Origin of the sequence: Methylobacterium crusticola (assembly GCF_003574465.1) — a bacterium.
In the GTDB taxonomy this organism is placed as follows: domain Bacteria; phylum Pseudomonadota; class Alphaproteobacteria; order Rhizobiales; family Beijerinckiaceae; genus Methylobacterium; species Methylobacterium crusticola.
The window spans coordinates 1-22,591 of record NZ_QOWC01000111.1 but is presented as its reverse complement, the minus strand read 5'-3'; the positions used below and the strand labels follow the sequence as shown (position 1 = coordinate 22,591).

Here is a 22,591-nt window from a genome sequence, read left to right as displayed (position 1 = left end):
GCCGGCGAACCGGCGCCGGGCGCCGCCCGCGCGGCGGCCGGGGGGCTGCTCACGGCGGCCGGGGTGCTGCTCACGGCGGCCGGAACGCCGCTTGCATGGCGGCCCGGAACCGATCGAGCGGGGAGGCTTCAGAAGCATGTGCCGAGGCGACGATCCGACCTGCGCGTCCTTTGCCGAACACCGGCGGCGCTTTCGCGCCAAGGTGGACGAGACCCTGGCGCCGGAGCGACGGGCCTTCCTGAGGAGCGGCTTCGCGGCGACCGGGGGCGCGGCCGCGCTGGCCGCCGGAGGCCTGTCCCTGGTGACGCCGGCGCTCGCCCAGACGAGCGCGGCGCGGGGGCCGGCGCGGCCCGCCTACCACCACCTGCCGGCCAGCGCCGAGACGGTGCACTGGGGCTACTTCAGCCGCCTGCTGAAGCCGCAGGCGGAGATCGCCTCCGGCGACATCATCACCATCGAGGCGCTGACCCACCACGCCAACGACGACGCCGAGCGCATGGTGGCGGGCGACCCGGGCGCCGAGAGCGTCTTCCTGTGGACGAAGGAGCGCAAGGGCGTCGACCGGCGCGGCGCCGGCCCGATGGACGCCCCGATCGGGGCCGGCGGGGGTCTCGGCGTGCACGTCTGCACCGGCCCGGTGGCGGTGCGGGGCGCCGAGGCCGGCGACGTGCTCGAGGTGCGCATCCTCGACGTGGCGCCCCGGCCCTCGGCCAACCCGCGCTTCAAGGGGCTCACCTTCGGCAGCAACGCCGCGGCGAACTGGGGCTACCATTACAAGGACATGCTCACGGGCGACCGCCCCCGGGAGGTGGTGACGATCTACGAGATCGACGCCACCGGGGGCCGGGACTGGGCCCGGGCGGTCTACAGCTTCCGCTGGCCGGGGGTGACCGACCCCTCCGGCGTGCACCACGCGGTCATCGACTATCCGGGCGTGCCGGTGGACCACACCCGGACCACCCGCAACTACGACGTGCTGAAGGGCTTCCGGGTGCCGATCCGGCCGCATTTCGGCGTCATCGGCGTGGCGCCCAAGGAATCGGACTACGTCAACAGCATCCCGCCGAGCTACACCGGCGGCAACATCGACAACTGGCGCATCGGCAAGGGCGCGACCCTGTACTTTCCGGTGGCGGTGCCGGGGGCGCTGTTCTCGGTCGGCGACCCCCACGCCTCGCAGGGCGATTCCGAATTGTGCGGGACCGCGATCGAGTGCTCGCTTACCGGCACCTTCCAGCTCGTCCTGCACAAGGCCGCCGACCTGCCCGGCACGCCGCTCGAGCGCCTCGACTTCCCGATGATCGAGACCGCCCAGGACTGGGTGGTGCACGGCTTCAGCTTCCCGAACTACCTCCGGGACCTCGGCGCCAACGCGCAGTCGGAGATCTTCGAAAAATCCTCCGTCGATCTCGCGATGCGCGACGCCTTCCGGAAGATGCGCCGCTTCCTGATGACCGCCAAGGGGCTCACCGAGGACGAGGCCGTCTCGCTGATGTCGGTGGCGGTGGATTTCGGGGTGACGCAGGTGGTGGACGGCAACTGGGGCGTCCACGCGGTCGTCCGCAAGAGCATCTTTCCCGGCCCGGCGAGCTGAGCCGCCGGCCGCTGGACGCTGCCGGCCGTCAGGCCGCCCGCACGCCCGCCAGGACGTCGCCGGTCGTCTCCCCGGTCCGCGCGGCGCGCCGGGCCGGCGGGCGGGCGGAGCCGGGGGCGGCGTCCGCGGCCTGGCCGGTTCGCCCCGGGCGAGACGCTCAGGGCCAGGGCGAAGGGGACGAGCGCCAGGCGCCCGCCGGGCCGGCCTCGCTACTCCGCGGTCGCGGTGACCGTCAGGCGGTCGAACAGCTTGCCGGGGCTGCCGGCGCTGCTGAAGTCGACGATGCCGAGGCCGGACGGGTCCTTGGCGGCGGCGTTGACCGACAGCCGGCCGGGCTTGACCACGAAGCGGGCCACCGCCTGGCCGAGCGCCTTGGCGTCGGGGGAGTTGCCGAGCACCGCCGGGATGCCGAGCATCGCGGCGGTGCCGTACTCGCGCTGCAACTCCTCGGGCTTGAGGCTCTGCGCCTTGGCCTGCTGGTCGACGAAGCGCTGGAACAGGCCGCCGTTCTCCAGCGTCAGGCTGAGCGCCTTGGCGCTCGCCCCGAGGATCGCCAGGGACGAGACCGCGGCGTCGGGGTCGAACACGTCCCGGCCGATGCCGCCGATGGTGCCGGTGATCCGGGCCGTGCCCATGTCCTTGCCGGAGAGCGTGACCTCCCGCAGGGCGACCTCCTGCGCGCCCTCGTTCCAGCGCGAATCGACCACGCCCGAGAGGTCGACGGCCCCGTAGCCGAGGGCCGCGAGGTCGGCGAGCACCGGCGCCTCCGTCTGCGCCGGGACCGCGCAGGTGAAGCCCTCGAGGGTGAGGCGCGAGGCGGTCGGGATGCCGTTGCGGGGCTCGCTCATCTCCAGGGCGCCGCCGCGCAGGCCGAACTGCACCGGGGTATCGGGCTTGAGCGGGTCGCCGGCCGCCTCGGCCGAGAGGGCGACGTCGAGGCCGTCGAGGACGACGCGGCCGACGAGGGGCGCGTACTGGCGCACCTCCCGCGGGTCGAGGGGGCCGGCGGCGCTCCGGCGCAGGCCCTCCAGGGTGGGCTTGAGGGAGAGGCCGGCGAGGGTCAGGCCCTTGAGGGCGAAGCGCCCGGCCGGCGCCTCGACCGTCAGGCCCTCGGCCCGGACCGTGCCGGCGCCCGCGGCGCCGGGCGCCCCGGCCCCCGGCTCGCCGCGGTAGGACAGGAGCGCCAGGCCGACCCGGGTCGGCGCGCCGGCGCCGGGGCTCGTGACCGTGACGCCGCCGAACTCGAGGCTGCCGACGCTCACGCCGTCGAGGAGGTCCGCCGCCGCCGCGGAGAGGCGGGCGCGCTCGGGGCCCTCGGCCCGGCCCGGGTCGCCCGCCGCGAGGGCCCGGGCGGCCTCGCCCCAGGGCGTCGCGGTCGGGCGCCCGCCGAGGTCGCGGCCCTCGATGCGGGCGATCCGCACCGTGGCGCCGTCCGGGCCGGTGAGGGCGATGTCCTCGGCCGTCACCGCGCCGTAGACCCGGATCGGCGCCGCCTCGGGCCCGCCGGCCTCGGTGAGCAGGCGCGCGAGGCCCGCGAGGTCCAGCTCCCGGGCCGTGAGGCGGCCGTAGGCGCCCGCGCCCGCGGCGGGCCCGCCGCCCTCGACCGACAGGGTGGCGCCCCCGGCCTCCAGGGTGCCGATCCGGCCCTGCACCACGTCCCGGGCGACGACGTCGTGGTAGACCGCCACCTGGACGCGCTCGGCCACGGGCTGCTCGACGCGCAGCACCGGGATGACGACCGCCCGGGCGGAGAGCCGCTGCAGGCGGGTCCGCCAGGGCTCGGCGCTGCCGCCGTCGAGGAGGGCCCGGAGGTCGCCCTGCGAGAGGGCGGAGCCCTGCACCTCGACCCGCGGGGCCTTCAGGACGGTGGCGCCGAAGGTCAGGGTCAGGTCGTCGAGGGCGAGCGCGGCCCCTTGCGCGAGCGCGGCCCCGATCAGCCAGGAGCCCGGCGCCCAGGAGTTCGGAAACGACGGACCCGCCGCGACGCGGCCGATCTCGACCCGCACGCCGTCGGGCAGGCGCACCGACACCGCGCGCCCGGGGCGCTCCGCCGCCACCGGGCGCGCGGGGCGGTCCGCGCCGAGCAGGGCCGCGCAGGCGGCGGCACCGAGCGCGGCCCGGGCCATGCCCGTTCGTGTCCAGCGGGTCATGGCGTCGGATCCTGCGTCGCGGGAGGAAGGCTCGGCGGGGGCGAGCTCAGAGGGAGAACGAGGTGCCGCAGCCGCACGAGGCGGTGGCCTGGGGGTTCTCGATCTTGAAGGACTGCCCGATCAGGTCGTTGACGAAGTCGATCGTGGCGCCTTCCATGTACTGGAGCGACAGCGGGTCCACCAGCACGGTGGCACCGTCGCGCTCGACCGCGACGTCGTCGCCGGTGCGGTCCTGCGCGATGTCGAAGGCGTACTGGAACCCGGAGCAGCCCCCGCCATTCACGCTGATGCGCAGCATGGAGCCGGGCGGCTCGGCGCCCATGATCTCGTTGATGCGCCGGGCGGCGCGGGGCGTCAGGATGATCTCGGTCATGCGACGGTGTTCTCGGGTGGGGGACCGAAGTGCGAAGCGAAGATAAGAAGGGACGGCGTGCGCCGCAACAGCCGCGACCGGAGGGGCCGGGCCGTGCGCCGGGGCGGTGAGCGCTGGCGGGCCCCCTACGGCAGCGATCCCGCGGCCTCGCGCGGGCGCCTGATCCCCGAGCCGGCCTCGCCGACCCGGACCGACTTCCAGCGCGACCGCGACCGGGTGGTGCACTCGGCCGCGTTCCGGCGCCTGAAGCACAAGACCCAGGTCTTCGTCCACCACGAGGGCGACCACTACCGCACCCGCCTGACGCACACCCTGGAGGTGAGCCAGATCGCCCGGGCGCTGGCCCGGGCGCTCGGGCTCGACGAGGACCTCGCGGAGGCCCTGGCGCTCGCCCACGACCTCGGCCACACGCCCTTCGGCCATACCGGGGAGGACGCGCTGCACGCCTGCATGGCCGGCCACGGCGGGTTCGACCACAACGCCCAGGCGCTGCGCCTCGTGACCCGGCTGGAGCGGCGCTACGCCACCTTCGACGGGCTGAACCTGACCTGGGAGACCCTGGAGGGCCTCGTCAAGCACAACGGCCCGCTGCTGACGCGGGCGGGCGGGCCGACGCCGCACTACGCCGCCGGCGGCATCCCGGCGGCGATCACCGAGTACGACGCCGTGAACGACCTCGAACTGGCCACCTTCGCGGGGCCGGAGGCCCAGGTGGCGGCGCTCGCCGACGACATCGCGTACGACGCGCACGACCTCGACGACGGCCTGCGGGCCGACCTGTTCCGGCTGGAGGACCTCGACGAGGTGCCGTTCCTCGCCGGCCTGAGGGCCGAGATCGCCGGGCTCTACCCGGGCCTCGAGCGCTCGCGGGTGGTGCACGAGCTCGCCCGCCGGGTCATCACGCGCTTCGTCGAGGACGTGATCGCCGAGACGGAGGGGCGCCTCGCGGCCCTGCGCCCCGCGGACGCGGCGGCGGTCCGGCAGGCCCGGGCGCCCGTGGCGGCGTTCTCCGAGGCCGTCGCCGCGGCCGACCGCGACATCAAGACCTTCCTGTTCGCCCGGATGTACCGGCATCCCGGCGTGATGGCGGTGCGCCGGCGCGCGGCCGCGATCGTCGAGGACCTGTTCGAGGCCTTCCGGCGCGATCCCGGCCGGATGCCCGAGGAATGGAGCGCCGGCCTCAAGGGACCGGACGATCCCCGCACGCCCCGGCGCATCGCCGACTTCATCGCCGGGATGACCGACAACTACGCGGTGAGCCAGCACCGGCGGCTGTTCCCGGCCACGCCCGACCTGCACTGGGTGATCTGGCCCGGCACCGACACGTGAGGCGCTCAGGCCTCCGGCGCGATGACCTTCTGGAGGCAGACGGCGCCGGTGTCGCGGTAGCCCAGCCGCTCGTAGAACCGGGTCGCCGGCCGGTTGTCCGCCCGCACGAGCAGTTGCACCTTCCAGACGCCGCGGCGGGCGAGCCAGGCCTCCGCCGCCGCCATGACGGCCCGCCCGAGCCCGCCGCCCTGGTGCTCGGGCGCCACCGCGACGTAGTAGACCCAGCCCCGGTGCCCGTCCTCGCCCGCCATGGCGGTGGCGGCGATCCGGCCTCCGGTCTCCGCCACCAGGACGGTGCCGTGCGGGCCGCGGCGCGCGAAGGCGATGTCGGTCTCCGGGTCGTTCCAGGGCCGGGCCACGCCGGCCGCGTGCCAGAGGGCGATGGCGGCGGGGATGTCGCCGTCGCGGATCTCGCGGATCACGGGGTCGGTCGTCGCCGGCATGGCGGGGCTCCATCGGGTCGGGTGTGTCGGGGCCGGCGCCCGTCCGGTCCGGCGCGAGCGTCCGGCGCATCATCTGGCCGATCCGGCGCCGGTCGGATAGGTGTTCGCCGGGGATCGGGGCGGGGCGTCGCGCGCGGCATCCCGGCCCCGGTCCCCGGAGATTCTCGCGCCGCAGCAGCAGCAGCGCCGCCCGGGAGCCCGTGCGGCGCGGGCTGGTGCCGACGACCCACGGAGGCTCACCGATGCCGCGACTGATCGACCTCTCGATCGCCATCGAGAACGACGTGCCGGCGGACCCGCCGTTCCAGCGCCCGACCGTCACCTACGTGGGCCACGCCGCCTCGGCGGCGATGATCGCCGGCCTCTTTCCCGGCCTCGCCCCCGAGGACCTGCCCGACGGGCAGGGCTGGGCGGTGGAGAGCGTCCAGCTCTCGACCCACAACGGCACCCACCTCGACGCGCCCTGGCACTACCACCCGACCATGGACGGCGGCGCCCGGGCCATCACCATCGACGAGGTGCCCCTCGACTGGTGCTACCGCCCCGGCGTGAAGCTCGATTTCCGCCACCTGCCCGACGGCCACGTCGTGATGCCCGACGAGATCGACCGGGAGCTCGCCCGCATCGGCCACGTGCTGCGGCCCCTCGACATCGTGCTGGTGAACACCCGCGCGGGCGAGCGGTTCGGGCAGGCCGACTACGTCGACAGCGGCTGCGGCATGGGCCGGGCCGCGACCCTGCACCTGACCGGGCAGGGGGTGCGGGTCGTCGGCACGGACGGCTGGAGCTGGGACGCGCCGTTCTCCCACACGGCCCGGCGCTACGCCGAGACCGGCGACGCGAGCCTGATCTGGGAGGGCCACAAGGCCGGGCGCGAGGCGGGCTACTGCCAGATCGAGAAGCTCGCGAACCTCGAGGCCCTGCCGGACGCGGGCTTCACGGTCGCGTGCTTCCCGGTGAAGATCAAGGGCGCGTCGGGCGGCTGGACGCGGGCGGTGGCGATCCTGCCGGAGTGAGGACCCGCCGCCGAGCGGCCGGGCAGGGGCCGCGGGGGCGCCCGCGTCCCGATGTCCCGCCCGGGCGCGCGGGGTCCCGCCCGGGGGCGCAGGGACGCCCGGGCCCGGCTGCGCGCCGAACTCGCGCCGGGCCGGCCGCGGGGTTCTACGGCCGCGGCGCGAGGAAGATCTCCCGCTCCGCCTCGACGATCCCGTAGATGTGCTCGGCGACCGCGCGGATGCGGGCGAGATCGCGGCTGTCGGCGTGCATCATCAGCCAGAAGCTGCGGGTGAGGGCGACCTCGTCGGGCAGCACGCAGACGAGGTCGTCGCGCCGGGCCGCCATGAAGCAGGGCAGCACCGCGACGCCGAGGCCGGCCGCCGCCGCGTGGAGCTGGGCGTTCAGGTTGGCGCTGCGCAGCCGGGCGCCGATGCCGGGCGAGACCTGGTGCAGGTAGTCGAGCTCGGGGGAGTAGAGCAGCTCGTCGATGTAGCCGATGAAGCGGTGGCCCTCGAGGTCGCGCCGGGCCGCGATGGCGGGGTGGCCCGCCAGGTAGGCCGGGGCGGCGTAGAGCCTGAGGGCGTAGTCGGTGAGCTTGCGCCCGACGATGCGGCCCTCCTGGGGCAGGCTCAGGCCGATGGCGATGTCGGCCTCGCGCTTCGAGAGGCTGAACAGCCGGGCGGTTGCCACCAGCTCGATGTCGAGGTCGGGGTGCCGGGCGACGAGGCCGGTGAGGCGGGGGGCCAGGAAGGTGCTGCCGAAGCCGTCGGGCGCGCCGATCCGCACCGTGCCGGCGAGGCGCGCCGAGCGGCCGACCGCGCCCTCGCCGTTGATGATGGCGGACTCGACCGCGTCCGCGGTGGCGGCGACCGCCTGGCCCGCCTCCGTGGCGACGTAGCCCGAGGCCCGGCGGTGGAAGAGCCGCTCGCCGGTCTGGCGCTCCAGGCGATCGATCCGGCGGATCACCGTGGCGTGGTCGACGCCGAGCCGGCGCGCCGCCGCCGAGACGGTGCCGGCGCGGTGGACCGCCAGCACGAAGCGGTAATCGTCCCAGTGCCCGCCGTCAGGCTCCCGCATCCGCGCACATCCGTTCCGCGTTCCTGCCCATTCCGCTATGCATCAAGGCAGGGCAAGGTGCCCGCAAAATCCGGTACCGGCAGGGAGAGCGCGATGCGCGAGGTTGGGCACTTCATCGGGGGCGAGCACGTGGCGGGCCGCTCCGGCCGCCATTCCGAGATCTTCCAGCCGATGACCGGCGAGGTGATCGGCCGCCTGGCGCTGGCCTCCGCCGCCGAGATGCGGGCGGCGATCGAGAACGCCGCGCAGGCGCAGGTGGCCTGGGGCGCCACCAACCCGCAGCGCCGCGCCCGGGTGATGATGCGCTTCCTCGACCTCGTCGCCCGGGAGGTCGACGGCCTCGCCGACCTGCTCGCCCGCGAGCACGGCAAGACCATCCCGGACGCCAAGGGCGACATCCAGCGCGGCGTCGAGGTGGTGGAGTTCGCCTGCGGCATCCCGCACCTCCAGAAGGGCGAGTACACCGAGGGGGCGGGCCCCGGCATCGACATGTACTCCATGCGCCAGCCCCTCGGGGTCGTGGCCGGCATCACGCCGTTCAACTTCCCGGCCATGATCCCGATGTGGAAGTTCGCGCCCGCCATCGCGTGCGGCAACGCCTTCATCCTCAAGCCCTCGGAGCGCGATCCCGGCGTGCCGATGCGCCTGGCCGAGCTGATGATCGAGGCGGGGCTGCCGGCCGGCATCCTCAACGTGGTCAACGGCGACAAGGAGGCCGTGGACGCGATCCTGGACGACGACATCGTCCAGGCGGTGGGCTTCGTCGGCTCCTCCGACATCGCCCAGTACGTCTACGCCCGCGCCACCGCGACGGGGAAGCGCGCCCAGTGCTTCGGCGGCGCCAAGAACCACATGATCATCATGCCGGACGCCGACCTGGACCAGGCCGTCGACGCCCTGATGGGCGCCGGCTACGGCTCGGCCGGCGAGCGCTGCATGGCGGTCTCGGTGGCGGTGCCGGTGGGCGAGAAGACCGCCGACGCCCTGATGCAGAAGCTGGTGCCGCGGGTCGAGAGCCTGAAGATTGGCCCCTCCACCGACCCGAGCGCCGATTACGGCCCGCTCGTCACGCGGGCGGCCCTGGAGCGGGTGCGCAACTACGTCGACATCGGCGTGCGCGAGGGCGCCGAGCTCGTGGTCGACGGCCGCGGCTTCACCATGCAGGGCTACGAGAACGGCTTCTACCTCGGCGGCTGCCTGTTCGACCGCGTGACGCCCGAGATGCGGATCTACAAGGAGGAGATCTTCGGCCCCGTGCTCTCGGTGGTGCGGGCCAAGGACTACGCCGAGGCCCTGCGCCTGCCCTCCGAGCACGAGTACGGCAACGGCGTCGCGATCTACACCCGCGACGGCGACGCCGCCCGGGACTTCGCCGCCAAGGTCCAGGTCGGCATGATCGGCATCAACGTGCCGATCCCGGTGCCGCTCGCCTACTACACCTTCGGGGGCTGGAAGCGCTCCGGCTTCGGCGACCTGAACCAGCACGGGCCGGACGCGGTGCGCTTCTACACCAAGACCAAGACCGTGACGCAGCGCTGGCCCTCGGGCGTCAAGGAAGGCGCCCAGTTCTCGATGCCGATCATGCAGTGAGAGCCCGGCGGGGCCCGGGCCCCGCCGGCCGACGATCCCCGCCGGCGCGGGAGGCGCCACCCCCGCGCCCCGGGCCGACGCCGCCCGCGCGGCAGGGGAGCGTCCGGGCCCCCGGCGGGCGCCGCACCCGGAGAGGTGCCAGGGAGGAGGAGACACGGTGACGCTGTTCACGCTGCCGGAGGACCAGATCGCGGTCCGCGACATGGCGCGGGCCTTCGCGGCCGACCGCATCGCGCCCCACGCCCTCGACTGGGATGCGCGCAAGCACTTCCCGGTCGACGCCCTGCGGGAGGCCGCCGCCCTCGGCATGGGCGGCATCTACGTGTCGGAGGAGTACGGCGGCTCGGGGCTGACCCGGCTCGACGCCGCCCTGATCTTCGAGGCGCTGAGCCTCGGCTGCCCGACCGTCGCGGCCTTCCTGTCGATCCACAACATGGCGACGTGGATGATCGACCGCTTCGGCTCGCCGGCCCAGCGGGAGCGCTTCGTGCCGTCGCTGTGCCGGATGGACCGGATCGCCGCCTACTGCCTGACCGAGCCGGGCTCGGGCTCCGACGCGGCGGCGTTGCGCACCAGCGCCCGGCGGGACGGCGACACCTACGTCCTCAACGGCGCGAAGCAGTTCATCTCGGGGGCCGGCGCCGCGGACGTCTACGTCGCCATGGTGCGCACCGGGGAGCCGGGGCCGCGGGGCATCTCGACCCTGGTGGTGCCCGCCGACGCGCCGGGCCTGTCCTTCGGCCCCGACGAGCGCAAGATGGGCTGGAACGCCCAGCCGACCCGCGCGGTGGTGTTCGAGGCGTGCCGGGTGCCGGTGGAGAACCGCCTCGGCGAGGAGGGGATCGGCTTCAAGATCGCGATGGCGGGCCTCGACGGCGGCCGGCTCAACATCGGCGCCTGCTCGCTCGGCGGCGCGCAGGCCGCCCTCGACAAGGCCCTCGCCTACATGGGCGAGCGCAAGGCCTTCGGGCAGCGCCTCGACGCCTTCCAGGCGCTCCAGTTCCGCCTCGCCGACATGGCGACGGAGCTCGAGGCCGCCCGCACCCTCCTGTACGCCGCCGCCGCCAGCCTCGACCGCGGCGACCCGGACGCGACCCAGCGCGCCGCCATGGCCAAGCGCTTCGCCACCGACACGGGCTTCGAGGTCGCCAACGCGGCGCTCCAGCTCCACGGCGGCTACGGCTACCTCGCCGAGTACGGGATCGAGAAGATCGTGCGCGACCTGCGGGTGCACCAGATCCTCGAGGGCACGAACGAGATCATGCGGATGATCGTGGCGCGGGGGCTGGTGCGGCCGTGAGGGGGCCTCACCGGGCCGGTGCCGCGAGCGCGCGGCGGACCCCGTCCGGGTCGTGGGCGATCACCGTCAGGTAGGCGCGGGAATCTGCGCAGCACGCCCGGTGTCGGTCATGAACAGGAGGGCACCGTCGCACATGACGGGCATGCCGATGCGTTCCTCATCATCATCGTTCCTGTCATCGATCCACGCGATCGCGAACGGATCGAGAGACACCTCGACGGCCGCCTCGAAGGCGAGGCCGCGGCGGCGCGCGTACACGCTCATCCCTATCACGAGGAGACCCCACGCATGACCCAGATCGCCTTCCTCGGCCTCGGCAACATGGGCGGGCCGATGGCCGCCAACCTCGTCGGGGCCGGGCACGCCGTCGCCGGCTTCGACCTCGTGCGGGAGGCGCTGGAGGCCGCGCGGGCGGGCGGGGTCGGCGTCGCCGCCTCGGCCGAGGCGGCGGTGGAGGGGGCCGAGGTGGTGGTGACGATGCTGCCGGCGGGCCGGCACGTGCTCTCGGTCTACGACGCCGTCCTGCCCCGGGTCGCCGCGGGCGCGCTGCTGATCGACTGCTCGACCATCGACGTCGCGAGCGCCCGGGCGGCGCACGCCAGGGCCGCCGGGGCGGGCCTCGCCAGCCTCGACGCGCCGGTCTCGGGGGGCGTCGGCGGCGCGACGGCCGCGACCCTGACCTTCATGGCCGGGGGCGCGCCGGAGGCCTTCGCCCGGGCCGAGCCGATCCTCTCGGCGATGGGCCGCAAGGTCGTGCATTGCGGCGAGGCCGGCGCCGGCCAGGCGGCCAAGATCTGCAACAACATGATCCTGGGCATCTCGATGGTCGGGGTGGCCGAGGCCTTCGTGCTGGCCGAGAAGCTCGGGCTGTCGCACCAGGCGCTGTTCGACGTCGCCTCGACCTCGTCCGGCCAGTGCTGGTCGCTGACGACCTACTGCCCGGTGCCGGGCCCGGTGCCGACCTCGCCGGCGAACAGCGACTACCGGCCGGGCTTCGCCGCCGCCCTGATGCTGAAGGACCTGCGCCTGTCGCAGGAGGCGGCCGGGGCGGCCGGGGCGGCGACGCCCCTCGGCGCCCACGCCGAGGCGCTCTACGCCGCCTTCGAGGCGGCCGGCCACGGCGGCACCGACTTCTCCGGCATCATCCGGCACCTGCGCGAGGCGCCCCGGGAGGCGTGAGGGGACCGGGCGGCGGCGACCCGGGCCGCCGCCACGGCTACTCGGCCGCCTCCGCGGCCGCCCGCGCCCGCTCGCGGCGCTTCTCCATGGTGCGCACGGAGATCACCGAGGCCTCGTAGAGGATCAGCATCGGCACCGCGAGGGAGAGCTGGCTGATCACGTCGGGCGGGGTGAGCACCGCGGCGGCGACGAACACCAGCACGATCGCGTAGCGCCGCCGCTCGCTCAGGAACTTCGAGTCGATGATGCCGACCTGCCCCAGCAGGGTCAGGATCACCGGCAGCTGGAAGGCGATGCCGAACGCGAAGATCAGCGTCATGATGAGCGAGAGGTACTCGTCCACCTTCGGCAGGAGCTCGATGGTGGCCTCGCCCGGCTGGCCGATCTGCTGCAGGCTGACCGAGAACTTGATCAGCAGCGGCATCGCCAGGAAGAACACCACGAGGGCGCCGAGCACGAAGAAGACCGGCGTGGCGATCAGGTAGGGCAGGAAGGCCTTGCGCTCGTTGCGGTAGAGGCCCGGCGCCACGAAGGCGTAGAGCTGGGTCGCCACCACCGGGAAGGCCAGGAAGCCGGCCCCGAACACGCTCAGCTTGATGTTGGTGAAGATCTGCTCGAGGAAGTGGGTCGCGATCAGCCGCGCCTTCTCGACCCCCACGACCTGGACGTAGGGGTAGACCAGCAGGTTGTAGATGTGCTGGGCGAAGAAGAAGCAGATGAAGAACGTCACCCCGAACGCCAGCAGCGACTTGATCAGCCGCGAGCGCAGCTCGATGAGGTGCTCGATCAGGGGTGCGCGCGAGGCCTCGATGTCGGCCTCGTCGGCCTCGGTGGTCATGGCGTGTGGCCTGCGGTCGGCTGCTGCTGCGCGAGGGGGGCGGGGGTGTCGGGCGGGAGCGCGGAAGCAGGCTGCGCGGCCGCGTCAGCGGGCGGGGCCGCGGTGTCGCCCGGCACCGCCGCGGTGTCGGCGCGGAGCTGGGCGGTCGCGGCCGCCAGGGCCTCGGGGGAGGGCTTCGCGGCCGGGGGGAGGTCCGGGGCCGGGCCGTCGGACGGCGGGGCCGTGCCGGCCGATGCCGGGTCGGTCGACCCCCGGGCGGCGCCGGCCCCGTCGACGGCGCCCTTGATCTCGTTGCGGATGGTCTGGACGGGGTTGAACGACGTCGTGGTCGCGGCGGCGACGCTGCGGTTGATGCCCTCGACCTCGCGGCGGACCTCGTCGAGCTCGGCCTCGCGCATCGCCTCGCTGAACTGGCTCTGGAACTCGCCGGCCATGCGCTTGAGCCGGGCGGTGACCTGGCCGACGGTGCGCAGGGCTTTCGGCAGGTCCTTCGGGCCGATGACGACCAGCGCGACGCCGCCGATCAGCATCACCTCGCCCCAACTCATATCGAACATGGCGTGACGGCCCTGCAGCTTGCGCGACGGCCCGGGAAGGATCCCTCGCGCGGGCTCTCTGGCACGGTGGCGCCGGGAGGGCGCCAGTCATGACGAGGCCCGGGGCAGGGCCGAGGGGCCGTCCGCGCGGGGGCGCGCCGGGGGCGCGCCCGGTGGCCTCTCAGCCGACCTTGCGGTCGGCGCTGGTGGTCGCGGCGGGCACGGGCTCGCCGTGGTGCGGGATCGGCCGCACCGGCTCCGTGACGACGACCGGCGGCGTGACGACGACCGGCGGCGGCGACTGGTTCACCGGTGCCGGCGCCTGGTCCTCGTCGGCCATGCCCTTCTTGAACGCCTTGATGCCCTTGGCGACGTCGCCCATCAGCTCGGACACCTTGCCGCGCCCGAACAGCAGCATGACGATCACGCCGACGACGATCCAGTGCCAGATACTTGCGCCACCCATGGCTCTCTCCTGCGCGGCGCCAGCATCGCTGCCGCGGCGGGTGTTCTCGTGGTTGGCCGGAACCTAAGGACGGCGAGGGGCGAAAACAAGCGTTTCCTGGGCGATCGGCCGGATGCCTCACGCCGGCCCGGCGTCGTCCGCCTCGGGCAGCGGGTCCTCGTCGGCGCGCAGGGCCGGGTCGTCCGAGGGCTGGGGCACGCGGAAGCCCGCCGGCAGCCGGCCCTCGATCAGGCCCAGGCCCTTGAGCTCGTCGAGCCCCGGCAGGTCCGCCACGGCGTCGAGGCCGAAATGGTCGAGGAAGGCCGGCGTGGTGCCGTAGGTCACCGGGCGCCCGGGCGTGCGGCGCCGGCCGCGCAGGCGCACCCAGCCGGTCTCGAGCAGCAGGTCGAGGGAGCCCTTCGAGGTCGAGACGCCGCGGATCTCCTCGATCTCCGCCCGGGTCACGGGCTGGTGGTAGGCGACGATGGCCAGGGTCTCCAGGGCGGCCCGCGAGAGCTTCCTCGGCTCGGGCGCCTCGCCCCGCAGGGCCGGCGCCAGGTCGGGGGCGGTGCGGAACGCGTAGGCGCCCGCGACCCGCACGAGCCCGATGCCGCGGGGCGCGTAGAACCGGGCGAGCTCGGCCATGAGCGCCTCGACGTCGCTCCCCGGCGGCAGCCGGGCCGCGAGCGCGGCGGCGCTCAAGGGGGCGGGCGCGCCGAACAGCAGCGCCTCGGCGAGGCGCAGCGCCGCCGAGGGGATCTCGGCCTCGTCGCGCGAGGGCTCGCGCGAGGGCTCGTGCAGGAGCGCGACGGCGCTGCGGCGGGCCATGCGGGGTCAGCCCTCCAGGCCGCGGACGGAGATCCGCGCGAACGGGCGCTCCTGGCGCAGGGCGACGCGGCCCTCGCGGGCCAGTTCGAGGATCGCCGAGAGGGCGGAGGCCCGCACGGTGGCGCGGCGGCCCGGATCGGCCAGGTACGGCGCCAGGTAGACGTCGAGGGCGGTCCAGTCGTCCCGGGGGCCGATCATGCGCTCGAGCGCCGCGCGGGCCTCGACCACCGACCAGACCGCGCGCGGCGCGAGGGAGACCGGGGCCCGGGCGCCCCGCCGGCGCTGGCCCGCGTAGGCCGCCAGGAGATCGTGGATCGTGCCCGCGAACGGCCCCGGGCCGGGGCGGGTCTCCGCGGCGGCGCCCCGGCCCGGGGCCGTATCCAGGCCCGGGACCGCGCCGCGGGCGAACACGTCGCGGCCGAGCCGCGCGCGGCCCTCCAGCATCGCGGCGGCGGCGCGGATCGCCCCGAGGCGGCGCAGGCGCAGGGCGAGGGCGCCGACGAGGTCATCGGCCGCGGGCTCGGGCCCCCGGGGCGGCTCGGGCAGGAGCAGGCGCGACTTCAGGTAGGCGAGCCAGGCCGCCATCACGAGGTAGTCCGCCGCGAGTTCGAGCCGCAGGCGCCGGGCCTCCTCGATGAAGGCCAGGTACTGCTCCACCAGGGCCAGGATGGAGATGCGGGCGAGGTCGACCTTCTGGCGCCGCGCGAGCGCGAGCAGGAGGTCGAGGGGGCCCTCGAAACCGTCGACGTCGACGGTGAAGGCCGGCTCGGCTTCCGCGTCGGGCGCCCCCTCGTCGAAGGCGACCGGCTGCGCCATCCCGGGGATCAGGCCGCGGCGGCGAGCCCGGCATCGAGGCGGGCGCGGGCCTCGGCCGGGTCGAAGCCGGCGGCCGGCGCCAGGCGCGCGAGGGCGGCCCGCGCCCGGCGCAGGGCCTCGCCGGCGAGCGCCGGGGCGGCGGCCACGACCTCCTCCATCTCGGCGCGGACGCCGTTGCAGTGCAGGCCGACGTCGCAGCCCGCCCGGAAGGCCGCCGCCGCGCGCTCGCGAAAACCGCCCGCCAGGGCCTTCATCGAGAGGTCGTCGGTCATCAGGAGGCCGTCGAAGCCGATGCGGCCGCGCACCACCTCGCCGATGACGCGGGCCGAGGTGGTGGCCGGATGGGCCGGGTCGAGGGCCGTGAAGACCACGTGGGCGGTCATCGCCATCGGCAGGTCGGCGAGGGCCCGGAACGGCGCGAAATCGTGCCCGTCGAGGTCCGCGAGGCCGGCCTCGACCACCGGCAGGTCGTGGTGGCTGTCGGCGCCGGCGCGGCCGTGGCCGGGCATGTGCTTCACCACCGGCAGCACGCCGCCCGCCATCAGCCCCTCGGCCACCGCCCGGCCGAAGGCGGCGACGACCGCCGGGTCGGTCCCGTAGGCGCGGTCGCCGATGATGTCGTGGGCGCCCGCCACCGGCACGTCGAGGACCGGGGCGCAATCGACGTTGATGCCCACCGAGGCGAGGTCGTGGGCCATGAGCCGGGCTCCCAGGCCCGCCAGCGCCGGGCCGGCCTCGGGCCCGCCGGCCCGGAGATAGGTCCGGCCCGCGGGGTAGGGCTGCCAGTGCGGCCGGCCCATGCGCTGGACCCGGCCGCCCTCCTGGTCGATCAGGATCGGGGCGTCGTCGCGACCGACCGCCTCGCGCAGGGCGGCGGTCAGGGCCCGCACCTGGTCGGGCGACTCGACGTTGCGCTTGAACAGGATGAAGCCCCAGGGCCGCACCTCGCGGAAGAAGGCGACCTCCTCGCGGCTCAGGCCCGGGCCGGCGCAACCGAGGATCAGGGCTAGGGTCGTCATCGACGGCGGCTCTCGTCGTTCGCGGGGAGAGAGGAGGGGCACGGCCCGTGCGGTCGCCGCCCACGCGGACGCCGGGAGACGGGCGGTCTCGAGAGTGCTGCGGCGTGGCCCGGCGGCGCGCGGCGCCACCGCGGTTGTAGCCGATCCGCCCGGGCCCGGCTGTCGGGACCGCGCCACAGCCGGCGGGTTTCTTATCGGCGTGCCGCCCGGGAAGAGGGCGCCGCGGCGTCCCCCGGCCCCGGGGGACGCCGCGCGGCTTCAGTTCTTGGCGACGAAGCAGGGGCTGCCGGCGGCCTGGAGCTTGCCGCACAGGCCGGTGGCGCTCTCCTTCGACATCGGCCCGACCCGCACGCGGTAGATGGTCTTGCCGTTGACCTCGGCCTGGCGGATCAGGGGCGACTGGCCGCCCAGCACGGCGCCGTAGCGCTCCTGGGCCTGCCGGAAGGCGAGCTGGGCGTCCTTCTCGTTCGCCCGCACCGAGAGCTGCACCGAGAAGCCGCTGACGGCCGCCTGGGTCGGGAGGGTCGCCTGCGTGGTCGTCGGCGCCTCCGCGGAGGCGACGCGCTGGGTCTGGCGCGCCCGCGCCGCGGCGGTGTCGGTCTCGGCCGGCCTCGGCTCGGAGGCCGGGGTGGTCGGGACCGCGGCCGGCCGCGCCGCCCGGGGCGTCGCGGGGGCGGACGACTCGGTCGGCAGGGTCATGGTGGGGACCGGCGCGGCCTCGGGCCGGGCCGCGGAGGCCTGCTGCTGCGCGGCCTGGGCGGCGCGCTGCGCCTCGACGGGCCCCGGCTCGGGCCGGACCGTGACGGTGCGCACCCGCCGCGGCTCGCCGAGGGACTCGGTCAGGGCGTTGCCCGGCGCGCCGGGCGTGCCGGAGGCCGCCGCCGCCGGGGTGCCGGTCGCGGCCCCGTCGCCCGCAAGCGACTTCTCCCCGGCAAGCGACCTCTCCCCGGCAAGCGACCTCTCCCCGGCAAGGGACCTGGCCGCCTGCTTGACGTCGAGGGGCTGCTCCTCGCGGTTGACGATCTTGATCTGGCCGTCCTTGGCGGTGCGGTCGTAGATCTGCTTGTTCTGGTCCGGGATCTCGACGCCGCCGGCGTTCTGGGGCGCGATCTTGAGGGGCGCCTGGTCGGCCATCACCAGGATCGGCGCGCCGGAGCGGCCCGGATGCAGGCCGCGCCAGGTCAGCGCCCCGCCGATCGCCACCGCCACGATGCCGAGGGCGGTGCCGACGAGCGCGAGCTTCCGCCGGCCGCGGGGCCGTCCGGCCGCCGGGGCGGGCTCGTGCCGGTCCGGCACGAAGTCGGCCTGCGGCTCGGCCGGGGCCTCGCGCTCGACGGCGGCGAGGTACTGGTTGAAGGCGTCGGCCGGCGGTCCCGCCGGCGCCGGGTGGCCGGGCGAGGCGGCCTCGTGCGCCGGCGCGCCGTAGGACGGGAAGACCGGCTCGATGCGTCCGCGGGGCTCGGGCCGGCCCTGGTCGGGGCGTCCCGCCTCGGCGCGGCGCCCCTCCTTGGCCTCGAGCAGGGCGCGGAAGGGATCGTCCTGCCCGACGATGCGGGCGAGCTCGGCCAGGGGGTCGGGCTTCTGGGCCGGGCGCGCGGGGTTCGGCTGCCGATCCTGATCGTAGCCGTCGTAGTCGACGGGGACCCGGGAAGCGTTGGTCGTCATGGCAGCACCATCCTGTTCACCCTCGCGTCACCTCACCGCGCCCGCTCCGGCTCGGCGACACCTGCCGCCGGCTCCCCTCCGGGGCCGGCCGCATCGTACCCCATCGGCGCGTCCGGCGCAGCGGGCGGCCCCGCGGCGAAGCCGCGAATCCGGCCCGGCAGCGACGTGTCCCGCGGCTCACCGCATCTCGTCGGGCGCGGTGACGCCGAGGATCCCGAGGCCGGACGCGACGACGCCCTTGAGGGCACCGACGAGGGCCAACCTCGACAGGGTCGACTTTCGGTCGGTCTGATTAACAAACCGTAATTGCGGCAAGTCTTTGCCCTTGTTCCAGAAACTATGGAAGGCGCTTGCGAGGTCGTAGAGGTGGAAGGCGAGCCGGTGCGGCTCGTGGGCGGCGGCGGCCGCCTCGAGCGTGCGGGGGAACTGGGCGATCAGCCGCATCATCTCGTGCTCGCCCGAATCAGCGAGCAGCGACAGGTCGGCGCCCGCGAGGGCGGCCGGCGACAGGTCCGCGTCCGGGAAGGCCTCGCGCGCCTGCCGGAAGACCGAGGCCGCCCGGGCATGGGCGTACTGGACGTAGAAGACCGGGTTGTCCCTGGACTGCTCCACCACCTTGGCGAGGTCGAAGTCGAGGGTGGCGTCGTTCTTCCGGTAGAGCATCATGAAGCGCACGGGGTCGCGCCCGACCTCGTCGATCACCTCCCGCAGGGTGACGAACTCGCCGGCGCGCTTCGACATCTTCACCGGCTCACCGTTGCGCAGCAGGCGCACGAGCTGGCAGAGCTTGACGTCGAGCTCCGCCCGCCCGTCCGAGACCGCCCGCACGGCCGCCTGCATGCGCTTGACGTAGCCGCCGTGGTCGGCGCCGAGCACGTCGATGAGCTCGGTCGCGCCCCGCTCGACCTTGGAGCGGTGGTAGGCGATGTCCGAGGCGAAGTAGGTGAAGCTGCCGTCCGCCTTGAGCAGGGGCCGGTCGATGTCGTCGCCGAAGGCGGTGGCGCGGAACAGCGTCTGCTCGCGGTCCTCCCAGTCCTCCGGCGGCTGGCCCTTGGGCGGGGGCAGGCGGCCCTCGTAGACGAGCCCCTTGGCGCGCAGGTCCGCGATGAGCGCCGCCACCGCGCCGCCGTCGCCGCCGCCCTGGAGGGTGCGCTCGGAGAAGAACACGTCGTGCCGGATGCCGAGCGCCGCGAGGTCGTCGCGGATCAGCTCCATCATCCGGTCGATGGCGAAGCCGCGCACGAGGGGCAGCCAGGCGTGCTCCGGCGCGTCGAGCAGGGCGCGGCCGTGGGTCTCGGCCAGGGCCTGCCCGACGGGCTTGAGGTAGTCGCCCGGATAGAGCCCCTCGGGGATCGCGCCGACCGGCTCGCCGAGGGCCTCGCGGTAGCGCAGGTAGGCCGAGCGGGCGAGCACGTCGACCTGGGCGCCGGCGTCGTTGATGTAGTACTCGCGGGTCACGGCGCGGCCGGACGCGGCGAGGAGGTTCGCCAGGGCGTCCCCGAACACCGCGCCGCGCCCGTGGCCGACATGCATCGGCCCGGTCGGGTTGGCGGAGACGTACTCGACGTTGACGCCGCCCTGCGCGGGGGCGCCGCGGCCGTAGGCCTCGCCCTGCTGGAGGGCCGCCCGCACGACGTCGCCGAACAGGCCCGGGACGAGGCGCAGGTTGATGAAGCCCGGCCCGGCGACGCTCGCCTCGGTGACGCGGGGGTCGGTGCGCAGTTCCGCCGCCAGGGCCTCGGCCAGGGCCTTCGGGCTGGTGCGGGCCTCCTTGGCGAGCACGAGCGCGGCGTTGGTGGCGAGGTCGCCGTGGCTCGGGTCGCGCGGCGGCTCGACCACGACGCGGCCGCGGTCGAGCCCCGCCGGCAGGGTGTTGGCGCGGGTGAGCGTCTCGAGCGCCTCGCCGATGCGTGCCTCGAAGGCGGCGAAGATGTTCATAGCGGTGGCCAGTTCTGCAAAATCGAGGCCGGCCGCGGACAGACGCGGCCGGCGCGCCGGGCTCTTCTCACGCCGGGGCGGGCGGCTGCAAGCGCGGCCGCGGCGCCGCGGCCGCCCGTCCGGGAGCGGGGGCGCCCGGCCGGACCCGGCCCGCCGATGTCGCCGGCCCCGGCCCGCCCTCGTCGCCGGCCCCGGCCCGCCCTTGTCCCGGCCCGACCGATGCTGCAAAGCGTCCCCGCGTCAACGCGCCGGACGAGGTCCGGCCTCGAGAGATTCGGACCGCGCCATGCACGACATCCGGGCCATCCGCGACAACCCGGCCGCCTTCGACCGGGGCCTGGAGAGCCGCGGGCTGGCGCCGCTCGCCGCCGCGCTGACCGCCCTCGACGACGCCCGCAAGGCCGCAATCGCGGCGGCGCAGGGCGCCCAGGAGCGGCGCAACGCCCTCTCGCGGGAGATCGGCGCGGCCAAGAAGGCGCGGGACGAGGCGGCGGCGCAGGGGCTGATGGCCGAGGTGGCGCGCCTCAAGGAGGAGGCGCCCGCCCTCGACGCCGCGGCCGACGCGGCGGGCCGGACCCTCGCCGAGCGCCTCGCCGCGATCCCCAACCTCCCGGCGCCCGACGTGCCGGTCGGGCGCGACGAGCACGACAACGTCGAGGTCCGGCGCTTCGCGGGCCGCGGCCTCGCCGCGGAGGGGCGCCAGCACTTCGAGCTCGGCGAGGCCGCGGGCCTCATGGACTTCGAGGCGGCCGCCCGGCTGTCGGGGTCGCGCTTCGTCGTCATCAAGGGCGCGCTCGCCCGGCTGGAGCGGGCCCTCGGCCAGTTCATGCTCGACCTGCACACGGGCGAGCACGGCTACACCGAGGTGGCGCCGCCGCTCCTCGTGCGCGACGAGGCGATGTTCGGCACCGCCCAGCTGCCGAAGTTCCGCGACGACCAGTTCGCCGCGCTCCAGGGCTCCCCGGAGATCGCCCGGGAGAGCGGCGCGCCGAGCCGCTGGCTCATCCCGACCGCGGAGGTCCCGCTCACGAACCTCGTGCGCGAATCGATCCTCGCCGAGGACGCCTTGCCCCTGCGCTTCACCGCGCTCACGCCCTGCTTCCGGGCCGAGGCCGGGGCGGCGGGGCGCGACACCCGCGGCATGCTACGCCAGCACCAGTTCAACAAGGTCGAGCTCGTCTCGATCACGGCGCCCGAGCGCGCGGCCGAGGAGCACGAGCGCATGCTGGCCTGCGCCGAGGCGGTGCTGACGCGCCTCGACCTGCCCTACCGGGTGGTGACCCTGTGCACCGGCGACATGGGGTTCGCCGCGCGCAAGACCTACGACATCGAGGTCTGGCTGCCCGGCCAGCAGGCCTACCGGGAGATCTCGTCCTGCTCGGTCTGCGGCGACTTCCAGGCCCGCCGCATGGAGGCCCGCTACCGCCCGAGGGAGGGCCGGGGCGTCGCCCACGTCCACACCCTCAACGGCTCCGGCGTCGCGGTCGGCCGCGCCCTGATCGCCGTGATGGAGAACTACCAGAATCCCGACGGCAGCATCGCGGTGCCGCCGGCCCTCGTCCGCCACATGGGCGGCCTCACCCGAATCGAAGGACCCGTGAGCTGATGCGCATTCTCGTCACCAACGACGACGGCATCCACGCGCCGGGCCTGAAGGTCCTGGAGGAGATCGCGCGGGCGCTGTCGGACGACGTCTGGGTCGTGGCGCCGGAGACGGACCAGAGCGGCGTCTCGCACTCGCTCTCGCTGAACGACCCCTTGCGCCTGCGCCGGATCTCCGAGCAGCACTTCGCCGTGAAGGGCACGCCCTCGGACTGCGTCATCATGGGGGTGCGCCACATCCTCAAGGAGCAGCGGCCGGATCTCGTGCTCTCGGGCGTCAACCGCGGCCAGAACGTGGCCGAGGACGTGACCTACTCGGGCACCATCGCGGGCGCCATGGAGGGCACGATCCTGGGCGTCCGCTCGGTCGCCCTGAGCCAGGCCTACGGCGCGGCCGGGCGCGCGAACGTCAGGTGGCAGACCGCCGCCCGGCACGGGGCGCCGACCGTCCGGCGCATCCTCGAGGCCGGGATCGAGCCCGGCATCCTCGTCAACGTCAACTTCCCCGACTGCGAGCCCGACGAGGTGGCCGGGACCGCGGTGGCGATGCAGGGCGTGCGCAACCAGCAGCTCCTCTCGATCGACGAGCGCGTGGACGGGCGCGGCAACCCGTACTTCTGGCTCGCCTTCGCCAGGGCGCGCTTCGAGCCGGGGAACGGCACCGACCTGAAGGCCCTGGCGGAGCGCCGCATCGCCATCACGCCCCTGCGCCTCGACCTCACCGACGAGCCCACCCTGACGCGCTTCGCCCAGGCCTTCGGGTAGGGGCGCCGCCCCGGCCGGCACGCGCCCCCGTTGCCCAGCGTCCCCGTGCCCGGCGCCCCGCCGGGGAGCGCGGGAGCCGGCGCGCCCGCCGGCGGGCCCGGCGCCGTC

21 protein-coding genes are annotated in these 22,591 nt (G+C 75.0%); 8 read left to right on the top strand and 13 right to left on the bottom strand.

Going from position 1 to position 22,591, the window contains the following annotated elements:
- The first annotated feature begins 136 nt into the window (after positions 1–136).
- A complete protein-coding gene (locus tag DT057_RS23055; protein ID WP_128564447.1) occupies positions 137–1,594 on the top strand; it encodes an acetamidase/formamidase family protein in 1,458 nt (485 codons plus the stop codon).
- A gap of 209 nt (positions 1,595–1,803) precedes the next feature.
- Here the strand turns inward: DT057_RS23055 and DT057_RS23050 are convergent, their stop codons facing one another.
- Both DT057_RS23050 and erpA read right to left on the bottom strand, forming a co-directional pair.
- The gene (locus tag DT057_RS23050) at positions 1,804–3,744 is read right to left on the bottom strand and encodes a hypothetical protein (protein WP_128564446.1); all 1,941 of its coding nucleotides are present in this window, start codon (positions 3,742–3,744) and stop codon (positions 1,804–1,806) included.
- Between the two features lie 46 nt (positions 3,745–3,790).
- Positions 3,791–4,117: an iron-sulfur cluster insertion protein ErpA gene (gene erpA, locus DT057_RS23045; RefSeq protein ID WP_128564445.1), complete on the bottom strand. Its 327-nt coding sequence runs from the start codon at positions 4,115–4,117 to the stop codon at positions 3,791–3,793.
- 93 nt (positions 4,118–4,210) lie between these two features.
- Between erpA and DT057_RS23040 the strand changes: the two genes are divergently transcribed.
- Positions 4,211–5,446 (top strand): deoxyguanosinetriphosphate triphosphohydrolase, encoded by a 1,236-nt coding sequence (locus tag DT057_RS23040; RefSeq protein ID WP_128564451.1) that lies wholly within the window; start codon positions 4,211–4,213, stop codon positions 5,444–5,446.
- Between the two features lie 5 nt (positions 5,447–5,451).
- Here the strand turns inward: DT057_RS23040 and DT057_RS23035 are convergent, their stop codons facing one another.
- Positions 5,452–5,889: a GNAT family acetyltransferase gene (locus tag DT057_RS23035; RefSeq protein ID WP_128564444.1), complete on the bottom strand. Its 438-nt coding sequence runs from the start codon at positions 5,887–5,889 to the stop codon at positions 5,452–5,454.
- A gap of 242 nt (positions 5,890–6,131) precedes the next feature.
- Here DT057_RS23035 and DT057_RS23030 point away from each other — a divergent pair, with 242 nt between their 5' ends.
- A complete protein-coding gene (locus DT057_RS23030; protein ID WP_128564443.1) occupies positions 6,132–6,905 on the top strand; it encodes a cyclase family protein in 774 nt (257 codons plus the stop codon).
- Between the two features lie 145 nt (positions 6,906–7,050).
- On the opposite strand, the gene DT057_RS23025 is transcribed toward DT057_RS23030, so the two are convergent.
- Positions 7,051–7,962 (bottom strand): LysR family transcriptional regulator, encoded by a 912-nt coding sequence (locus tag DT057_RS23025; RefSeq protein ID WP_128564442.1) that lies wholly within the window; start codon positions 7,960–7,962, stop codon positions 7,051–7,053.
- Positions 7,963–8,055: 93 nt separating this feature from the next.
- Between DT057_RS23025 and DT057_RS23020 the strand changes: the two genes are divergently transcribed.
- Both DT057_RS23020 and DT057_RS23015 read left to right on the top strand, forming a co-directional pair.
- Positions 8,056–9,552 carry a CoA-acylating methylmalonate-semialdehyde dehydrogenase gene (locus DT057_RS23020; RefSeq protein ID WP_128564441.1) on the top strand — a complete coding sequence of 499 codons (1,497 nt, stop codon included), beginning with the start codon at positions 8,056–8,058 and terminating at the stop codon, positions 9,550–9,552.
- Between the two features lie 157 nt (positions 9,553–9,709).
- Positions 9,710–10,852, top strand: coding sequence for an acyl-CoA dehydrogenase family protein (locus tag DT057_RS23015; protein WP_128564440.1), 1,143 nt, complete (start codon positions 9,710–9,712; stop codon positions 10,850–10,852).
- A 66-nt stretch (positions 10,853–10,918) separates the two neighbouring features.
- On the opposite strand, the gene DT057_RS23010 is transcribed toward DT057_RS23015, so the two are convergent.
- Positions 10,919–11,116 carry a hypothetical protein gene (locus DT057_RS23010; RefSeq protein ID WP_128564439.1) on the bottom strand — a complete coding sequence of 66 codons (198 nt, stop codon included), beginning with the start codon at positions 11,114–11,116 and terminating at the stop codon, positions 10,919–10,921.
- Positions 11,117–11,140: 24 nt separating this feature from the next.
- On the opposite strand from DT057_RS23010, the gene mmsB reads away from it, so the two are divergent.
- Entirely contained in the window at positions 11,141–12,031 is an 891-nt protein-coding gene (gene mmsB / locus DT057_RS23005; RefSeq protein ID WP_128564438.1) for a 3-hydroxyisobutyrate dehydrogenase, read from the top strand.
- A 37-nt stretch (positions 12,032–12,068) separates the two neighbouring features.
- Here the strand turns inward: mmsB and tatC are convergent, their stop codons facing one another.
- From tatC to argS, 8 genes are all read right to left on the bottom strand, one after another.
- Complete coding sequence (gene tatC / locus DT057_RS23000; protein ID WP_128564437.1) at positions 12,069–12,869, bottom strand: twin-arginine translocase subunit TatC; 801 nt, start codon at positions 12,867–12,869, stop codon at positions 12,069–12,071.
- On the bottom strand, positions 12,866–13,426 hold the full coding sequence (tatB, locus tag DT057_RS22995) for a Sec-independent protein translocase protein TatB (RefSeq protein WP_128564436.1): 561 nt from the start codon (positions 13,424–13,426) through the stop codon (positions 12,866–12,868). Before tatB ends, tatC begins: the two co-directional genes overlap by 4 nt.
- Before the next feature lie 160 nt (positions 13,427–13,586).
- Positions 13,587–13,871 carry a twin-arginine translocase TatA/TatE family subunit gene (locus DT057_RS22990; RefSeq protein ID WP_128564435.1) on the bottom strand — a complete coding sequence of 95 codons (285 nt, stop codon included), beginning with the start codon at positions 13,869–13,871 and terminating at the stop codon, positions 13,587–13,589.
- A gap of 117 nt (positions 13,872–13,988) precedes the next feature.
- Complete coding sequence (gene scpB, locus DT057_RS22985) at positions 13,989–14,678, bottom strand: SMC-Scp complex subunit ScpB (protein ID WP_128564434.1); 690 nt, start codon at positions 14,676–14,678, stop codon at positions 13,989–13,991.
- Between the two features lie 6 nt (positions 14,679–14,684).
- A complete protein-coding gene (locus DT057_RS22980) occupies positions 14,685–15,494 on the bottom strand; it encodes a segregation and condensation protein A (RefSeq protein WP_128564433.1) in 810 nt (269 codons plus the stop codon).
- 8 nt (positions 15,495–15,502) lie between these two features.
- Positions 15,503–16,513 (bottom strand): beta-N-acetylhexosaminidase, encoded by a 1,011-nt coding sequence (nagZ, locus tag DT057_RS22975; protein WP_128564432.1) that lies wholly within the window; start codon positions 16,511–16,513, stop codon positions 15,503–15,505.
- Between the two features lie 258 nt (positions 16,514–16,771).
- Positions 16,772–18,178: an SPOR domain-containing protein gene (locus DT057_RS22970; protein ID WP_128564431.1), complete on the bottom strand. Its 1,407-nt coding sequence runs from the start codon at positions 18,176–18,178 to the stop codon at positions 16,772–16,774.
- 177 nt (positions 18,179–18,355) lie between these two features.
- Complete coding sequence (argS, locus tag DT057_RS22965) at positions 18,356–20,116, bottom strand: arginine--tRNA ligase (RefSeq protein WP_128564430.1); 1,761 nt, start codon at positions 20,114–20,116, stop codon at positions 18,356–18,358.
- A 286-nt stretch (positions 20,117–20,402) separates the two neighbouring features.
- Here argS and serS point away from each other — a divergent pair, with 286 nt between their 5' ends.
- Both serS and surE read left to right on the top strand, forming a co-directional pair.
- Positions 20,403–21,722, top strand: coding sequence for a serine--tRNA ligase (serS, locus tag DT057_RS22960; RefSeq protein WP_128564429.1), 1,320 nt, complete (start codon positions 20,403–20,405; stop codon positions 21,720–21,722).
- On the top strand, positions 21,722–22,483 hold the full coding sequence (surE, locus tag DT057_RS22955) for a 5'/3'-nucleotidase SurE (protein WP_128564428.1): 762 nt from the start codon (positions 21,722–21,724) through the stop codon (positions 22,481–22,483). Before serS ends, surE begins: the two co-directional genes overlap by 1 nt.
- Positions 22,484–22,591 lie beyond the last annotated feature (108 nt).

What these genes read in the sequence shown, in the direction of transcription:
- tatB (WP_128564436.1), bottom strand. Translation starts at nt 13,426, where the DNA reads ATGTTCGATATGAGTTGGGGCGAGGTGATGCTGATCGGCGGCGTCGCG.
- tatC (WP_128564437.1), bottom strand. Translation starts at nt 12,869, where the DNA reads ATGACCACCGAGGCCGACGAGGCCGACATCGAGGCCTCGCGCGCACCC.
- DT057_RS23055 (WP_128564447.1), top strand. Translation starts at nt 137, where the DNA reads ATGTGCCGAGGCGACGATCCGACCTGCGCGTCCTTTGCCGAACACCGG.
- DT057_RS22990 (WP_128564435.1), bottom strand. Translation starts at nt 13,871, where the DNA reads ATGGGTGGCGCAAGTATCTGGCACTGGATCGTCGTCGGCGTGATCGTC.
- scpB (WP_128564434.1), bottom strand. Translation starts at nt 14,678, where the DNA reads ATGGCCCGCCGCAGCGCCGTCGCGCTCCTGCACGAGCCCTCGCGCGAG.
- DT057_RS22980 (WP_128564433.1), bottom strand. Translation starts at nt 15,494, where the DNA reads ATGGCGCAGCCGGTCGCCTTCGACGAGGGGGCGCCCGACGCGGAAGCC.
- DT057_RS23035 (WP_128564444.1), bottom strand. Translation starts at nt 5,889, where the DNA reads ATGCCGGCGACGACCGACCCCGTGATCCGCGAGATCCGCGACGGCGAC.
- argS (WP_128564430.1), bottom strand. Translation starts at nt 20,116, where the DNA reads ATGAACATCTTCGCCGCCTTCGAGGCACGCATCGGCGAGGCGCTCGAG.
- DT057_RS23010 (WP_128564439.1), bottom strand. Translation starts at nt 11,116, where the DNA reads ATGAGCGTGTACGCGCGCCGCCGCGGCCTCGCCTTCGAGGCGGCCGTC.
- DT057_RS23030 (WP_128564443.1), top strand. Translation starts at nt 6,132, where the DNA reads ATGCCGCGACTGATCGACCTCTCGATCGCCATCGAGAACGACGTGCCG.
- DT057_RS23025 (WP_128564442.1), bottom strand. Translation starts at nt 7,962, where the DNA reads ATGCGGGAGCCTGACGGCGGGCACTGGGACGATTACCGCTTCGTGCTG.
- erpA (WP_128564445.1), bottom strand. Translation starts at nt 4,117, where the DNA reads ATGACCGAGATCATCCTGACGCCCCGCGCCGCCCGGCGCATCAACGAG.
- surE (WP_128564428.1), top strand. Translation starts at nt 21,722, where the DNA reads ATGCGCATTCTCGTCACCAACGACGACGGCATCCACGCGCCGGGCCTG.
- nagZ (WP_128564432.1), bottom strand. Translation starts at nt 16,513, where the DNA reads ATGACGACCCTAGCCCTGATCCTCGGTTGCGCCGGCCCGGGCCTGAGC.
- serS (WP_128564429.1), top strand. Translation starts at nt 20,403, where the DNA reads ATGCACGACATCCGGGCCATCCGCGACAACCCGGCCGCCTTCGACCGG.
- DT057_RS23020 (WP_128564441.1), top strand. Translation starts at nt 8,056, where the DNA reads ATGCGCGAGGTTGGGCACTTCATCGGGGGCGAGCACGTGGCGGGCCGC.
- DT057_RS22970 (WP_128564431.1), bottom strand. Translation starts at nt 18,178, where the DNA reads ATGACGACCAACGCTTCCCGGGTCCCCGTCGACTACGACGGCTACGAT.
- DT057_RS23050 (WP_128564446.1), bottom strand. Translation starts at nt 3,744, where the DNA reads ATGACCCGCTGGACACGAACGGGCATGGCCCGGGCCGCGCTCGGTGCC.
- mmsB (WP_128564438.1), top strand. Translation starts at nt 11,141, where the DNA reads ATGACCCAGATCGCCTTCCTCGGCCTCGGCAACATGGGCGGGCCGATG.